General features: G+C 71.9%; 12 protein-coding genes. 10 read left to right on the top strand and 2 right to left on the bottom strand.

Annotated elements, in window-relative coordinates:
- The first annotated feature begins 338 nt into the window (after positions 1–338).
- From BL253_RS13390 to BL253_RS13345, 10 genes are all read left to right on the top strand, one after another.
- Positions 339–809 (top strand): NUDIX hydrolase, encoded by a 471-nt coding sequence (locus BL253_RS13390; RefSeq protein ID WP_076816817.1) that lies wholly within the window; start codon positions 339–341, stop codon positions 807–809.
- Complete coding sequence (locus BL253_RS43710) at positions 806–3457, top strand: DUF6049 family protein (protein WP_241834754.1); 2652 nt, start codon at positions 806–808, stop codon at positions 3455–3457. Before BL253_RS13390 ends, BL253_RS43710 begins: the two co-directional genes overlap by 4 nt.
- Positions 3454–5988, top strand: coding sequence for a murein biosynthesis integral membrane protein MurJ (gene murJ / locus BL253_RS39300; RefSeq protein WP_081438274.1), 2535 nt, complete (start codon positions 3454–3456; stop codon positions 5986–5988). The genes BL253_RS43710 and murJ overlap by 4 nt, the downstream gene beginning before the upstream one ends.
- Positions 5989–6218: 230 nt before the next feature.
- Positions 6219–8072: a protein kinase family protein gene (locus BL253_RS13375; protein WP_076816813.1), complete on the top strand. Its 1854-nt coding sequence runs from the start codon at positions 6219–6221 to the stop codon at positions 8070–8072.
- Between the two features lie 36 nt (positions 8073–8108).
- Positions 8109–8891 carry an RNA polymerase sigma factor SigM gene (sigM, locus tag BL253_RS13370; protein WP_081438273.1) on the top strand — a complete coding sequence of 261 codons (783 nt, stop codon included), beginning with the start codon at positions 8109–8111 and terminating at the stop codon, positions 8889–8891.
- Positions 8881–10035: an anti-sigma factor family protein gene (locus tag BL253_RS13365; protein WP_076816812.1), complete on the top strand. Its 1155-nt coding sequence runs from the start codon at positions 8881–8883 to the stop codon at positions 10033–10035. The genes sigM and BL253_RS13365 overlap by 11 nt, the downstream gene beginning before the upstream one ends.
- A 360-nt stretch (positions 10036–10395) precedes the next feature.
- Positions 10396–11367 carry a thioredoxin-disulfide reductase gene (trxB, locus tag BL253_RS13360; protein ID WP_076816810.1) on the top strand — a complete coding sequence of 324 codons (972 nt, stop codon included), beginning with the start codon at positions 10396–10398 and terminating at the stop codon, positions 11365–11367.
- 34 nt (positions 11368–11401) lie between these two features.
- Positions 11402–11728 (top strand): thioredoxin, encoded by a 327-nt coding sequence (trxA, locus tag BL253_RS13355; protein ID WP_076816808.1) that lies wholly within the window; start codon positions 11402–11404, stop codon positions 11726–11728.
- A 298-nt stretch (positions 11729–12026) separates the two neighbouring features.
- Positions 12027–13178, top strand: coding sequence for an N-acetylmuramoyl-L-alanine amidase (locus tag BL253_RS13350; protein WP_076816806.1), 1152 nt, complete (start codon positions 12027–12029; stop codon positions 13176–13178).
- Positions 13179–13477: 299 nt separating this feature from the next.
- Positions 13478–14131: a GNAT family N-acetyltransferase gene (locus BL253_RS13345; protein WP_076816804.1), complete on the top strand. Its 654-nt coding sequence runs from the start codon at positions 13478–13480 to the stop codon at positions 14129–14131.
- A gap of 55 nt (positions 14132–14186) precedes the next feature.
- Here the strand turns inward: BL253_RS13345 and BL253_RS13340 are convergent, their stop codons facing one another.
- Positions 14187–15137 (bottom strand): ParB/RepB/Spo0J family partition protein, encoded by a 951-nt coding sequence (locus tag BL253_RS13340; RefSeq protein ID WP_076816803.1) that lies wholly within the window; start codon positions 15135–15137, stop codon positions 14187–14189.
- Positions 15134–15961, bottom strand: coding sequence for a ParA family protein (locus tag BL253_RS13335; protein WP_076816801.1), 828 nt, complete (start codon positions 15959–15961; stop codon positions 15134–15136). Before BL253_RS13335 ends, BL253_RS13340 begins: the two co-directional genes overlap by 4 nt.
- Between the last annotated feature and the right edge of the window lie 57 nt (positions 15962–16018).

Below are 16018 nucleotides of genomic sequence, written 5' to 3'. Positions count from 1 at the left end.
CAGCCGAGTCGCGCGGATTGTCGAGACTGATCACAGACACCTGACCAGGGTAGCGGCCACCGCCGGCACCCCCTAACGGTTATCCGATCATGACCAGGACCGGTGCCATCACGCGGACCGCGCTGTTCTCGCGGGGCCCGGCCGGGGCTCTCGCCGGGGCCAGCCTGGACGCGATGACTGCCCTCCGGCGCCAACCCGCCACCCCACCGCTCCTGAACTGGTACCAACTGCCGCCATATGCGCCAACCCAGCGGCCAGGCGGCGCCCAGCTCACGCCCCATTCGGACAAGCCGGACAGTCGCCGGGGACGACTCATCCGATGCTCGTACGATCGTTTTATGCCGGCGTCGTCGTCCCCCCGTGGCCGTCGCCGGCTGCGTCGGATCGAGGAGACGTCGGCAGGTGGTCTCGTGCTGGACGCCCGCTCCAACCACGCGAAGGCGGCCCTGATCGCCCGGCGGGACCGACGTGGCCGGCTGCTGTGGTCCCTGCCGAAGGGGCACGTCGAGGGCGGCGAGACCAACGAGCAGGCCGCGGTCCGCGAGGTCGCCGAGGAGACCGGCGTGACCGGGGAGATCGTGGCGGCGCTGGGCACCATCGACTTCTGGTTCGTCACCGGCCGCTCGCGCGTCCACAAGACGGTGCACCACTACCTGCTGCTGCGCACCGCCGGCGAGCTCTCCGACGCGGACGTCGAGGTCACCGCCGTCGCCTGGGTCCCGCTCGACCAGGTGGCCGGAAGGCTCGCCTACGCCGACGAGCGGCGGCTCCTGCAGGACGTCCCCGCGCTCCTGGCGGCCGGCGCGTGACCCGTCCCGGCGCGCGGCGGGTGAGAAGGCCCGCGTACCTGGCGGTGGCGGTGGCCCTGACGGCGGCGCTGACCGGGCTGCCGGCGGTTCCGTCATTTGCTTCATCCACAGCATCCACAGGGTTGTCCACAGCCTCATCCACAGGTCGGACCGCCAGCCCGACCGCCGGTGCCTCGAGCTCTTCCGGTACATCGGGCGCGGGCTCGGCGGCGGACTCGACGCCGGCAGCGGGCTCGGCACCTGCGACGCCACGGACCAGCGTCGTCCTGGACAACTACCTGCCGGTCGCCTCTCCGGGGGTGYCGCTCACCCTGAGCGGGCACGTGGACCTCGCGCCCTCGGATCCAGGGCAGGACCTCGAGGTCGAGGTGCGGGTGATGAGTGGGGGCATCAGTCTGGACGCGGGCGGCCGCGCCAAGCTCGAACAGGTGCGAGCCAAGCCGACGAGCGTCAGCTACCTCCCCACCCCGCTCACCGACCCGAGGCCTGTCGGGCCCGATCACAAGTTCACGTTCGACGCCACGCTGGATCGCCAGAAGATCAACAAGATTCAGCTGACGATCTACCCGATGCAGGTCTCCGTCCGGCGGTCGGGGACCCTGATCGCGGCCGCCTACACGTTCCTCGTCTGGGCGCCACCGCAGCCGACGCTGAAGGCGACCGCGGTCTCGACCGTGCTGCCGCTCTCGGCCCCGCCGAAGCTGCGCTCGGACGGGATGCTGACCGACGACAGTCTGGCCAAGGACATCGCGCCAGGCGGTCGGCTGTCCCGGCTGCTGGACGCGCTCGACCCGACCAGCGGGCAGAAGTCCGCGGTCGCGCTCGCCCTCGACCCGACGCTGTTGAAGACCCTGCGGGTGATGGCTGCTAAGGACGCGTACGGCACCCCGGCGGTGTGCGCGACGGGTCCCGGGACCTGCTATCACTTCGCGAGCCCGAGCGGTGTGCGGGAACAGCCCTTGAGCACGAACGCGGCCAATTTCCTGGACCATCTGACCGCGTTCGCCAAAACCCGGGGCAACGTCGTGTTCGCGTTGCCCTGGGGCGACGTCGACCTTGCCGCGCTCGTCCACGCGGGCGAGCTCAACGACGCCCTCCTGGCGGTGAAGACCGGTCGCATGGCCGTGGCCAAGGCGCTCGGTCTCGACGACGAGGACACTGTGAAGGCCGCTTACCCGGTGGACGGGCTCGCCGACAGCGCGACGCTGGCGTTCCTCGCCGCCGAGGGCGTCGACATGACGACCGTCATCATGGACGACCGGCTGCTGCCGGCGGCGAGCAGAGGCGTGACCCCCACCGCGGTCACCACCCAGTCGACCTCCGCGGGCCAGATCCGCGCGCTCGCGGCCGACTCGAAGCTCACCCAGCTGGTCACGGCGCCGGGGGCCGAGTCCAACGAGCCAAAGGCCCTGGGCGACATGTTCGCCGAGCTGGCCATGATCACCTCGGAGAAGCCGAACCAGAACCGGCTCGCGGTGCTGGCGCTCCCCCGCGACTGGAACCCGTCGGCACAGGTGGCCCAGCAGGTGCTGCATGCCCTCGGCTCTCCGGCGGGCTCCGGCTACCAGCCCTTCTTCCAGCCGACGGCGCTGCCCGTCACCCCCGTGAGCACGGGCGGGGCCGCGAGCGGAGCCGGCGGCGACTCGACCGGGAGTACCCCGCCATCGGTCACCACGGTGCCCGCGGACAAGACCCGCCTCCGGCTCACCTACCCGCAGTGGGCGGCCGACCGCGAGATACCGACGGACTACGTCAAGGCGGTGGAGCATCTGCGCGACGAGGCGGAGCTGCTCGACCCGGTCCTGTGCGCGCGGATCGACGACCGGGTCAATCCTGCGGTGATCATTCACCCCGCGACGTGCACGCTGCGCGACGACGTCATCAGTCCCATGAAGAACACCCTGCTGACGGCGCTCTCGGTGCAATGGCGTGCGGACAGGCCTGGCGCCGTTCATCTGAGCCAGGAGGTCGACGGCCGGACCAACCTGATCCGCAGTGGCATAGAGTTCCGCGCCTCGGAGAAGGTCACCCTGACCAGCCGCGAGGGCACGGTGCCGCTGACCGTGAACAACATCAGCGACACCCACCCGGGCAACGCCTACCCGATGACCGTCGTGCTGCGACTGTCATCCAACGACAAGACCCGGCTGCGCTCGCCCTCCACAATCCCCATCACCGTGCAGCCACACGGTGTCCAGCAGGTACTGATCTCCGTCAGCTCCGACGCGGCCGGCACGTTCCCGGTCGACGTCCAGGTGCTGACGCCGGACGGCAAGCGGCTGACGACCCAACCGGCACGGGTCCTGGTGCGTTCCACCGCCTACGGCACGATCGCCTCCGCGATCACCTACGCCGCCGTCGGGCTGTTCGCCGCGGCCGTCCTGCTGCGCCTGGTCCGCCGGCGCCGCCGCCGAGGCGCGAATCGCCACGGCGGCGATGGACCCGGCGAGCCACTGGCCGGTGGTCCGCCGACCGGCGAGCCGCCGACGGTGACCGATGGCACCCGAACGGACCCGAACGCCTCGCAGGTCACCGACCCTCCGACAACACCTGTGCGCCGGATCCAGGCGAACGCGGCAGGAACACAACGGACCGAGTCCGAACGCGCCTACGCTGGCGGGGTGCCAGCCAACCCGAGCGAGCCGTGAGCCCGGCCGACGGTCCCGACGGCCCCTCCGGGCCGCGGCACCGCCGGGGGACCGGCCCGACCCGCCGGGACGACCTGTACCGCGAGGAGCAGCCCTACCGGGACGACCGCTACCCCGACGTCGAGCACCCGGATGCCGGCTACGGCGACGCCCACCGCCCCGGCGCGCGGTATCGGGACGACCAGTACGAGGACGGGCGCTACCGCGACGGCCAGTACCAGGGCCGATACCGCGACGAGCGCCACCCGGACGACGGCTACCGCGGGCCTCGCCGCGCCGACGAGCGGTACCGCGAAGACCCGTACCAGGACGACCGGTACCAGGACGACGTCCCGGCGGGCCCCACTCGCCGGCTGCCGGCCGTGCCGCGGACGCCTCCGCCGTCCGTGCCACCACCCCCATCACCCCCGCCGGCCGCGCAGCCGCGACGGCCCTCGGTGCCTCCCCCGTCTCCCGCTCCGTCGATGCGGYCACGCCAGCCCTCCGTACCCCCGCCACCGCCACCGCCGCCGTCGCCGTCCAGGCGGTCCGTGCCGCCCCCCGTGTCACCGCAGGGGCCGACGAGTCGGCTGCCGGGGCCGCCGGGCACACCGCCACCGGGCACACCGCGCCCGGCCGAGGCACGCCCGACCACCCCGGTCCGCCGCGACAGCCGCCCGCTCGGCTCGCACCGCGCCGACGGCCGCCGCGGCACCCCGCCGCCCGAGCCGCCGCGCCAGCCGCGCCAGCGTGGAGACGATCCGGGCCGGCAGGCTCGACCGGCCCGACCTCCCAGGTCGGTGCCGCCGGACCGTCCGGTGGCACGCACGGACCGCGCCGCCGGCCGGATGGCCGACCAGACGATGGTGGTCCCCCGTACCGGGCGCACCGGCCCGCGCCCAGCGCGGAACGCCGGGCAGGCGGGGTCCTCCGGGCCGGCGGGCGGGCAGCGGAAGGGCGGCCTCGGCCGGGCCAGCGGCGTGATGGCGCTCGGCACGATCGCCTCGCGCGCGACCGGCTTCCTGCGCACCATCGCGGTCGCGGTCGCGCTCGGCACCGGTGCGGTCGGCGAGGCCTACAACGTCGCGAACACGATCCCGAACATCGTCTACGACCTGCTGATCGGCGGCATCCTGACCAGTGTCGTCGTGCCGGTGCTGGTCCGGGCGTCCAAGGAGGACCCGGACGGCGGTGACCGGTTCGCCTCGTCGCTGCTGACGCTGATGATCCTGYTGCTCGGCGGGGCCGCCGTCCTCGGCATGATCCTGGCGCCCCAGATCGTCGCGCCGTACATCGGCCATCCGGGTCCGGAGCGTGACCTCGGCGTGGAGATGCTGCGCTGGTTCATGCCGCAGATCGTCTGTTACGGCATCGGGGCGACGATCGGCGCGATCCTCAACGTGCGCGGCTCGTTCGCGGCGCCGATGTTCACGCCCGTCCTGAACAACCTGGCCGTCATCGCCACCTGCGTCGCCTTCACCTATGTGATCTCCGGGCCGCGCCCGCCGCAGATCGACGGCCCGAAGACGATCACCAACACGCAGACCGTGGTGCTCGCGGGCGGCACGACGCTCGGCGTCGTGCTGATGACGATCGCGCTGCTCCCATCGCTGCGCAAGGTCGGTTTCCGCTACCGCCCGCGGCTGGACCTGTCCCACCCCGGACTGCGCAACGCGATGCGACTCGCCGGCTGGACGGTCCTGTGGGTGATCGTCAGCCAGCTCGGCTACGTGGTCATCACCCGGCTGTCAACCGCCGTCACCGCGAACGTCATCTACGCCTACGGCTACCAGCTCTTCCAGCTCCCGTACGCGATCATCGGCGTGTCCGTGATCACCGCGCTGCTGCCGCGGATGAGCGCGCACGCCGCCGACGGCAAACGCGCCCTGGTGCTCGACGACCTGTCGACGGCGACCCGGCTGAGCCTCACGGCGATCGTGCCGGCGGCGCTGTTCCTGCTGGCGCTGGGCCGCCCCATCGCGGTGGCCGTGTTCAACCACGGCGCCGTCGAGCACGACTCGGCGGTCGCCATTGGCGACACGCTCTCGGCGTTCGCCGTGGCCTTGGTGCCATTCTCGGTGTTCCAGCTGCACCTGCGGGTCTTCTACGCCCATCAGGACAGCCGGACGCCATCACTGGTGAACATCGGTGTGGTGGCGGTGAACGTGCTGGCCGCCGTGGCGCTGAGCCACCTGCTGCCGCCGGAGCACCGGGCGATCGCGCTGGCGCTCGCGTTCAACGTCGGCTACCTGGCCGGGCTGTGCGTGACGATCGCGCTGCTGCGCCGCCGGCTCGGCGGGATGGACGGCGATCGAGTGATCGCGACGCTCGCCCGGATCAGTGTCGCCGCCGGCATCGGGGCGGCTGCGGCCAGCGCCGTCGCTCACGGGCTGCGCGACGTCCTCGGCGACGGGCTCCTCGGCTCCTTCACGGCGGTGTTCGTCGGCGCGCTGGTCGGCCTGCCCCTGTTCGTCGGGACGGTCACGCGGATGGGCATCCCCGAGGTCCGGGCGCTGACCCGGATGGTTTCCCGACGTTTCCGCCGGGGCTGAGAGAGCCATCGGGGCGATCCCCGTAAACTAATCTGGGAACATCGCCAAACGGCCAGCAAGAGCCATCGCGGGTGCGCCAGACTCAGGTCGAGTGGCGCCAGGGCGAGCGGCGCGGGAGGACGAGGCCATCGGGTGCGCCGTCAGGAGGCGCTGCCCGCGGGCATCGACCGCCGCTGGCCAGGCGATCACAGTGGCGACGGTGCCACGGATCCGGGGACGACGGAGGCGTTGTGGTCGAGGCAGGCAACCGGCCGCAGTCCGCGGACGTCGACAACGACGTGACAGTCAACGCCTCGTCCGGCGCGGGAGCGGCCGATAACGGCACCCTCCTCGCGGAGTCCGTCCTCGACCGCCGCTACCGCCTCATCGGTGTACTTAGCTCGCGCGGTCCGGTCACGCTCTGGCGTGGCGACGACACGGTGCTGACCCGGCCGGTCGCGGTCCGCGTCGTCGAGCACGTCGACGACGACCCGGCGCGCCGTGAGGCCGCCCAGTCGCTCTTGTCGGCCGCGGTGAACTCCGGCCGGCTGGTCCACCCGGGCGCCGCGTCCACCTATGACGCGACCGTGACGACGACCGACAACGGCCAGGTCTCCTACGTCATCACCGAATGGGTCGACGGCCGCACGCTGCGCCAGCTCGCCCAGGAGGGCCCGCTGCGGCCGGAGCAGGCCGCCGCCGTCGTCCTCGGCGCCGCGCGCGTGATCGCCGCCGCGCACGAGCGCGGGCTACGCCACGGTGGGCTGCGCCCCGGCGACGTGATCGTCTCCAGCCATGGCACGGTCAAGGTCATCGACCTCGAGGTCGGTGCCGTGCTGGCGAACATCGACGGGACAGGGCCGACCGAGCCCGAGGACCGTGCCGGCACCGAGGCCGCCGACGTACGCGCGCTCGGCGGGCTGCTCTACGCCGCCCTGACGGGCGCCTGGCCGCTGTCCGGGGACACTGGCCTACCGGAAGCCCCCTACGGCACGTACGGCCGCCTTCAGAGCCCGCGCCAGCTCAACCACACGGTCCCGCGCGACCTGGACGCGATCACCATGGCCGCGCTCAGCGGCGACGAGTCGGCCGGCGAGCCCATCACCACCGCCACCGACCTGATCGCCGAGCTGGAGGCGGTCACCCCGGTCGAGGCGCTGCACGACACCGGCCTGATGACGTTCGGCGACGAGCCGCCGGGCACCGAGGCGATGACGCCGGGCTACGGCGGCTCGGACGGCTACGGCCCCGACACCGCGAGTCTGCCGTCGACGGCGGGCTTCGCGACGCCGGCGCCGGACCGGGACGACTACGGCCGCGGCGGCTACGACGACGGTGGCTACCGGGGTAGGCGCTACCAGGACGACTACGACGACTACGACCGCGGTCGGCGCGGTGGCGGCTACGACGACAACGGCTATCCGCCCCAGCAGCGCGGCTACCCGCCGGCCGGGACCGGCGGCCAGCGGCCGCGCTCGGGCCGGCCCCCCGCCAACCAGCAGCCCCGGCGACGCGCACTGCCGATCATCATCGCGATCGTCGTCGTCGCGGTCATCGCCGGCGGCATCGTGCTCGMCCTCCAGCTCAGCGGCGGAGGAGACGGCGACAACACGGCTGACGGTCCGACCCCGTCCGTGACGGCGACGCAGGGGGCCGTCCTCCCTCCGGCGAATGTCACCTCCTACGACCCGCTGGCTACCGGTGCGGACAAGCTGGAGAACGAGGACGTCGTCCACAACGTCATCGACGGCAACCCGCAGACGCAGTGGACGACCGAGCGATACAAGTCGGCCGCGTTCGGCTCTCTCAAGGCCGGCCTCGGGTTCCTGGTCTCGTTCGCACAGCCCCAGCACCCGAGCTCGGTCGTGGTCACGATCGGCTCCCTGGGGCCGGTCACGTTCGAGCTGCGCGCCGGCGACACGGAGAGCCCGGACATCAACGGCGCGTACCAGGTGGTCGGCCAGCCGGTCACCGGGCAGGCCAACACGGACGTGACCATCCCGGTCCCGAGCACGACGACAGCCAAGTACTGGGTGCTCTGGATCACCGGGCTGCCGCCGGACGGGTTCAAGGCCTCGATCGCCGAGATCAAGTTCCTGTCCTGACCTGGCCGTCGGCGAGCACCGTCCCGGCCGCATGCGATGCCTGACCAGACCGGCGAACCCATACCGGGCACCTCTCTCGACGTGTCCGGCGGGGCCGCCGGGGCTCAGAGCACGGCGGTCCCGGCGGAGCCGCCCCCACCGGCACAGGTCGGACGGGCCGACCGGGACGACCATGCCGAACCGGTCGAACTGGCCGACTCGACGTGGTCGTCCGATCCGGACGCGGAGCTGCTGCGCAGGCATGTCGACGGCGACCCGGCGGCGTTCGCCGAGCTGTTCCGAGCCAATGCCGACCGTCTCTGGTCAGTCGCCTACAGGCTGCTGCACGACGCCGAGGACGCGGCCGACGCGGTCCAGGAGGCGATGCTCTCCGCCCACCGCCGCGCGGCCGGGTTCCGCGGCGAGTCGACGGTGCGCACCTGGCTGCACCGGATCACGGTGAACGCCGCGCTGGACCGCCTGCGTCGCAGGGCCGCCCGCCCGATGACCGTGCCGATGCCGACCGGCCCGGACGGGGTCGAGCACGAGCCCGCCGACCCGCGCGACGCGCACGCCGAGGGTGAGCTTCGCCGCGACATCGAGAGCGCTCTGGCCAGGCTGCCACCGGCGTTGCGGGCCGCCGTCGTGCTCGTCGACATCGAGGGAATGCCCGTGGCGCAGGCCGCGGCGGCGCTCGGCGTGCCGGTCGGGACGGTCAAGAGCCGGGCCGCGCGCGGCCGGGCGCGGCTCGCGGAACAGCTGGGCTATCTGCGTCCGGGGAACCACCAGGCCGTCCGCTCCGTCTTGGAGAGGGGGGAGGTGATGGGCGGTGGAGCCTGACGCACGCGGCGAGCCGACGCCGCGCCATCCTGACGGCGAGCTGCTGGACGCGTACGCGGACGGCGAGCGCACGCCGGGCTCCGTCGACCGTCATGTCCGGGCCTGTGCCGACTGCCAGCGGGCCGTGGTCGCGCTGCGCAACGTACGCGTCGAGCTCTCCCGGCTCGCGCCCATCACCATGCCGCCGGACGTCGCCCGCCGTATCCAGGCGGCCCTGTCCGCGGCCCCGGCGTCGACGGCCCCACGGCCCGATCCCGCCGGCTCGGATGACCGCCGCGACCGCCGCGACCGCCGCGCCGAGCGACGCGCGCCTGGCCGGGTGAGACGGCCACCGACCCACAGCGGCACCGTCAGGCACCTCACGGCCCCGCCGCACGCCAGGTCGCCCGTTCTCCCCCGGGCCGTCCGGCCCGAACGGCTCGCGCTGCTGGCTGCCTGTCTGCTGGTCGTGGTCGCCGGTGCGGGGCTGTTCGTCGTCTGGGGGCACAACAGCGCGTCCTCTGACCTCTCGACCTCGAGCGCCGCCATGTCCGCGGACGACAGGGCCGCCGACGCCGGCGGCTCCGTCACCGAGGCGGGCGGCCAGGGCGCCGCCGCGCCGTCAGCGCCGTCAGCGGCGCTTCTCGCCAGCAACCTGATAAACGTCGCCGACAGTCGCGCCGTGCTGAGCCCGGACGCCGTGGCCCGGCACGCCAAGGACCTGCTCGCCGGCCGCATAACGATCGCCGGCTACACCAGCCTGGGTACGACCGTGGTGGCCGATGGCCAGGCCACCGGCGACCCGTCCGCCACAGCCGCCACAGCCGCCACAGCCGCCTGGAAGGCGGTCGTCACCCCTGGTCTGCTCGGCTGCTACGGGAAGCTCGCCACCAGCGTTGGTGCCGTGCTGGCGATCGACCGAGTCAGCTACCGTGGCCGCGATGCCGTGCTGGTCGTCTTGGACATTCAGGATGTATCGGGCACATCGGGCGTTCCCATGACGCCGGAGACGGGGCCCGCGGGCCAGGGTGGTGCGATGGYCGCGGCGCCCGGCGCGGTGCCGCCCAGCCAGGACCGGGTCCAGCTGACCGTCGTCGACCTCGGCTGCGACGTCAGCCACCTGGCCGGCCACACCTGGTACGACGCGTCCGCCACCAGGGCTTGAAACGATATTGTCGATGCCTGTCCCTGGCCGCCGGAGTTCCCGCTGGATCAATGACCCCCCAGCTCGCCGACCCCCCAGATCAGCTTCGCCGGCCCGCCGCGAGGTTCGGGGCGGGTACGAAACCCGCGGAGGCGGTGGGAAGCCATCAGCGGTCGCTGCCGGCCCCGCTCGTACCGTCGGCCCCGGGGCAGGGCCAGCCCTGCCCCGCACGACTGTCTCCAGCTGCCGGGTCGGCGCGAGGCGTCCGACGACGGGACACGGAGTTCCCGCCTTCCGGCCGGTGGTAGAGACAGGAATCTCTGGTAACCCCGCGCGGTTAGCGTGACAGCGGCTTCGGCCGCGATGTGAAGGGAGCAGCGCGTGACAGCGCAGGACAGCGGAGTCCGGGACGTCATCATCATCGGCTCCGGGCCGGCGGGCTACACGGCCGCCATCTACACGGCGCGCGCCAACCTGCGACCGCTGGTGTTCGAAGGCGCCGTCTCGGCGGGTGGCGCGCTGATGACCACCACCGAGGTCGAGAACTTCCCAGGATTTCCCGAGGGCATCCAGGGGCCCGAGCTCATGGACGACCTGCGCAAGCAGGCGGAACGCTTCGGAGCGGAACTGGTCCCCGACGACGTGACGGAGGTCGACCTCACCGTCACTCCGAAGGTCGTGAAGGTCGGCGAGGAGGTCCACTACGCCAAGGTGGTCATCATTGCCACCGGCTCGGCCTACCGGAAGCTGGACGTCCCGGAAGAGGACAGGCTGCTCGGCCGCGGGGTCTCCGCCTGCGCGACGTGTGACGGCTTCTTCTTCCGTGACCAGGACATCGCGGTCGTCGGCGGTGGCGACTCGGCGATGGAGGAGGCCACCTTCCTCACTCGGTTCGCGAACTCCGTGACGGTCGTCCACCGCCGGGACAAGCTGCGCGCCAGCGCCATCATGGCCGACCGCGCGCGCGCGAACCCGAAGATCAAGTTCCGCTGGAACGCGGTGGTGACCGGGCTGGAGGGCGACCACAAGCTCTCCGGTGTCCGGCTGCGCGACACGGTGACCGGCGCGGACGACAAGGTGGACGTGACGGGCCTGTTCGTCGCGATCGGCCACATACCGCGCTCCGAACTGTTCCGCGGCCAGGTAACCCTGGACGACGAGGGCTACGTTCTCGTCGACGCCCCGTCGACCAGGACCAACCTGGACGGCGTCTTCGCCGCGGGCGACGTGGTCGACCACATCTACCGGCAGGCGATCACCGCCGCCGGTACCGGCTGCGCGGCCGCCCTCGACGCCGAGCGCTGGATCGCGGACCACGAGACCGGCGACAGCTCGACCGCGCCAGCGGCCTGAGACGACACCGTCCCCACGACACAAGGAGAGATTGATGGCAGGAGCCACCACCCCGGTGACGGACAAGACGTTCGACGCCGAGGTGCTCAAGAGTGACAAGCCCGTACTGGTGGACTTCTGGGCCGAGTGGTGCGGGCCATGCAAGATGGTCGCCCCCGTACTGGAGGAGATCGCGGCGGCCCACGCGGACTCGCTGCGGGTCGTCAAGCTCAACATCGACGAGAACCCGCAGACGGCGCGCGCGTACCAGATCATGTCGATCCCGACGATGGCCGTGTTCGTCGACGGCGCGATCGCGAAGAGCATCGTCGGCGCGAAGCCGAAGCGTGCTCTGCTGAACGACCTCGCCGAGTTCATCTGATCTCGCGCCGCTGCATGGCCATGGCCTCCATGCCGGTCCCGGCCGCCAGGCCCCCTCGGCCCGTCGGTGTCATCCCTCGCGGAGACGCCGGCGGGCCGAGTCCGTTTCCGGTCGCTCCGTCCGGYGATCGAATCGCCGCTCAGCGGAACCGCCGGCCGATCCAGGCCCAGAACGGACCGCGATGGTGGGGCCGGGTGGACTTGGGACGAGCAGGAGCTCGGCGGCGAGAAGGAACTAGGCGGGACAGTCACGCCCGCGACCGCGGGTGGCCCAGCCGCATCGCCTACGCTGGTGACCCGTGAAGCTGCTCCGGCTCGGTGACCGTGGTCCGGGCGTGGCCGATGTACGCGCGGCCCTGACGCATCTGTCGTTCCTACCAGCGGCCCCCCGGCAGCCCGGTGGCGAGGGCTCGGAGAGGCCTGGCGCAGATCTGTTCGACGAGAGCCTGGACCGCGCCGTGCGCGCGTTTCAGCAGAGCCGCGGGCTGTCCGTCGACGGGATCATCGGGCCGGACACCACCCGCGCGCTCGACGAGGCACGTCACCGGCTGGGTGACCGGCTGCTCTATTACGTGGCCAGTCGGCCGTTCGTCGGCGACGACGTCGCCGCGCTGCAGACGCGGCTGTCGAGCATGGGCTTCGACATCGGCCGTAGCGACGGCATCTTCGGCCCGCGCACGGAGGCGGCCGTCCGCGATTTCCAGCGCAACCGGGGCCTCGAGCCGGACGGGCGCTGCGGCCCCCAGACCCTCCGCGAACTCAAGCGGTTGGAACGTACGGTCACTGGCGGCCGCCCGGATGTGCTGCGCGAGTCGACGCGGCTGCTTGTCCGAGGACCCTCGCTCCTCGGCACGGTCGTCGCCATCGATGCCGGCCACGGGGGCGAGGACGCCGGTGCCGTCGTACCCGGGCTGAACGAGCGGGACGTGGTGGCGGACCTCGCCGGTCGGCTGGAGGCCCGGCTGCGGTCGTCCGGCCTGGAGACCTTCCGGGTGCACGCCGACGACGAGTCGCCGGACGACGCCGAGCGGGCCAGGCGGGCCAACGAGCKCGGCGCCGACGTGCTTATCTCACTGCACGCCGACGCCAGCGACTCGCCCAAGGCCGAAGGTGTCTCCTGCTACTACTTCGGCAATGCCCACGGCTCGTCCGCGGTGGGCGAGCGCCTCGCGATGCTCATCCAGAAGGAGCTCGTCTCCCGGACAGACATGCTCGACTGCTGGACGCATCCCAAGACCTGGGAGCTACTGCGCCGGACCGCCATGCCGGCGGTCCGGATCGAGGTCGGCTACCTCACGAATCCCCGCGACGCCGCCGCCCTCGGCTCAGCCGATTACCGCGCGACCATCGCCGAGGCCGTCCTCACCGCCATCCAGCGGCTGTATCTGCCGCCCGAGCAGGACGCGCCGACGGGTCAGCTCCGGGTTCCCCGGGTCGCCACCGGCCCCTGAACTCACGCCGTCTGTTTCACGTGAAACGGGCGGCGACGTCCACCGCTCCGGCGCTAGCGCGATCGGGGCGTCCGGATGGCATCGCACACCGAAGTCTCCTTGAACCGAAGAAGACCATGGCTCCGCGACGTGCCATCCCGGCTGAACGATGTGACCTCCACGCCCTGTCGGCGTTTCACGTGAAACGCCGACAGGGCGTGGGGCGCCTCACTGACCCTCCGCCCCGTCAGGAAGATTCCCGGTGCGGCGCCTAGGCTAGAGCCAGCTGCCTGGATCCCTCGACGTGMGGAGCGCTACCGATGAGTCGTCGCGTCGCGAACATAACGCTCGACAACATCGACGACCTGCCTCAGCGGTGTCGCCGATGTGTGTTCTGGGAGCTCGAACCGGTTGCCCGCAGCCGGGCCGAGGAGGCCGGCGGCACCGATCTGGAGAAGGAAGCCTGGGTCTCCTCGGCGCTGCTGGAATGGGGAAGCTGCGGGAAAGTCATCTACGTCGACAACGCGCCCGCGGGCTTCGCGATGTATGCGCCGCCTGCCTACGTACCCCGTTCGATCGCCTTCCCCACCAGTCCCGTCAGCTCGGACGCCGTTCTCCTGATGACGGCGAAAATCGTCGACGAGTTTGCCGGGCAGGGCCTTGGGCGCGTACTCATTCAGGCGATGGTGAAGGACGTCATTCGACGCGGTTACCGCGCGATCGAGGCATTCGGCGACCTCCGCCAGGACGAGGGCACCCGCTGCGTCGTGCCGGCCGACTACCTGCTGGCGGTGGGCTTCAAGACCGTCCGCCCGCACCGCCGCTGGCCCCGGCTACGGCTCGAGGTGAAGAACGCCGTCACGTGGCGCGAGGACGTCGAGGTCGCCCTGGAGCGCCTCCTCGGTTCGATGACCCCCGAGGGCATCCTCCGCCCCATCGGCGGCACGCCGTCCCCGACGCCCGCGCCGGCATGAGAAAGGGCCATCTTCCGCCTAGGTGGAAGATGGCCCTTCGAGGGCGTGACCGCGCTCAGATGGTCTCGCTGGGGACCATGGCGGCGACGATGCGTTCCAGGTCCTCGAGGCTTGCGAACTCGACGGTGATTTTGCCCCGGTTGCGGCCCATGTCGACCTTCACCTTGGTGTCCAGCCGGTCGGCCAGGCGCTCGGCCACCTGGGAGAGCGCCGGGGGAGCCTGGCGCGGTGCCCGGGGTGCGCGCTTGCGTGGGCCCTCGTCGCCCAGAGCCACGATCTCCTCGACCGCCCGCACGGAGAGTCCCTCCGCGACGATCCGGGTGGCGAGCCGGTCCTGGGCTTCCGGATCCCCCAGGGCCAGCAGTGCCCGGGCGTGGCCCGCGGACAGCACGCCGGCCGCGACCCGCCGCTGGACCGCCGGCGGCAGGCCGAGCAGCCGGATCGTGTTCGTGACGTGCGACCGGGACCGACCGAGCTTCGTGGCCAGCTGGTCGTGGGTGGCGCCGAACTCCCGTAGCAGCTGCTCGTAGGCGGCCGCCTCCTCCAGCGCGTTGAGCTGCTGGCGGTGGAGGTTCTCCAGGAGCGCGTCGCGCAGCATCGCGTCGTCGGCGGTGTCCCGGATGATGGCCGGTATCTCGGTGAGGCCCGCGAGCTTGGAGGCGCGCCAGCGGCGTTCGCCCATGACCAGTTCGTACTGGTCCGGCAGCACCTCGCGGACGACGATCGGCTGTAGCAGCCCGACCTCGCGCAGGCTCACCGAGAGCTCCTCGAGCGCCTCCTCGTCGAAGTTCGTCCGGGGCTGGCGCGGGTTTGGCGTCACCGAGTCCACCGGAACCTCCCGGAAGACCGCGCCGTGGACGGGCACCGGATCGGTGCCGATCCGGGAGCCATTCGCGCCGCCGTTGCCGTTGCCCGCGTAGCGGTCGTAGCCACCCTCCGGCGCGGTCGGGATGAGCGCGCCGAGCCCCTTGCCGAGTCCGCCGACCCGCCGGGCTGGCGGGCTCACCGGTTCACCGTTCCGCGCGGCGCCTCGACGCCGCGCTCGGCCAGTTCGCGGGCCGCCGCGAGGTAGGAGAGCGACCCGCGGGAGACCGGGTCGTACGTCAGCGCCGACTGGCCATAGCTGGGGGCCTCGGCGAGCCGGACGTTGCGAGGGATGGTGGTGCCCAGCACCCGGTCGCCGAAGTGCTCCTTGACCTCCTGGACGACCTGGTCGGCCAGGCGCGTCCGAGAGTCGTACATGGTGAGCAGGATCGTGGTGAGCCGCAGCTCCTGGTTCAGGTGGGCCTGCACCAGGTCGACGTTACGAAGCAGCTGGCCGAGGCCCTCCAGTGCGTAGTACTCGCACTGGATCGGGATGAGGAGCTCCTTGGCCGCCACCAGCGCGTTCACGGTCAGCAGGCCCAGCGACGGCGGGCAGTCGATGAAGACGTAGTCGACCTCGTGGGTCAGCGACGCGATCGCGCGGCGCAGCCGGCCCTCCCTGGCCACCATCGAGACCAGCTCGATCTCCGCGCCAGCAAGGTCGATCGTCGCGGRGGCGACGAAGAGACCCTCCGCCTCGCCCGACTTCGCGACCACCTCGTCCAGCGGTCGGTCGCCTAGCAGCACTTCGTAGATGGACGGCACCCCGGAGCGGTGATCCACGCCGAGCGCCGTGGAGGCGTTGCCCTGCGGGTCGAGGTCGATGACCAGCACGCTGACGCCGTGCATGGCCAGGGCAGCCGCCAGGTTGACGGTCGTCGTGGTCTTGCCGACGCCGCCCTTCTGGTTGGCGACCGCGAAGATTCGCTGTCGGGTCGGTCGTGGGAAAGGTCGTCGCCGTTCCATAGTCAGTGCTTCCACCGCCGCTGCCGCCGCCGCTCCGATCGGGGTCGATGGGTCCAG

Origin of the sequence: Pseudofrankia asymbiotica, from assembly GCF_001983105.1 — a bacterium.
In the GTDB taxonomy this organism is placed as follows: domain Bacteria; phylum Actinomycetota; class Actinomycetes; order Frankiales; family Frankiaceae; genus Pseudofrankia; species Pseudofrankia asymbiotica.
Note: the sequence above shows the minus strand (reverse complement) of the source record. Positions and strands in the feature narration are given on the sequence as shown.

What these genes read in the sequence shown, in the direction of transcription:
- trxA (WP_076816808.1), top strand. Translation starts at nt 11,402, where the DNA reads ATGGCAGGAGCCACCACCCCGGTGACGGACAAGACGTTCGACGCCGAG.
- BL253_RS13390 (WP_076816817.1), top strand. Translation starts at nt 339, where the DNA reads ATGCCGGCGTCGTCGTCCCCCCGTGGCCGTCGCCGGCTGCGTCGGATC.
- sigM (WP_081438273.1), top strand. Translation starts at nt 8,109, where the DNA reads ATGCCTGACCAGACCGGCGAACCCATACCGGGCACCTCTCTCGACGTG.
- BL253_RS13345 (WP_076816804.1), top strand. Translation starts at nt 13,478, where the DNA reads ATGAGTCGTCGCGTCGCGAACATAACGCTCGACAACATCGACGACCTG.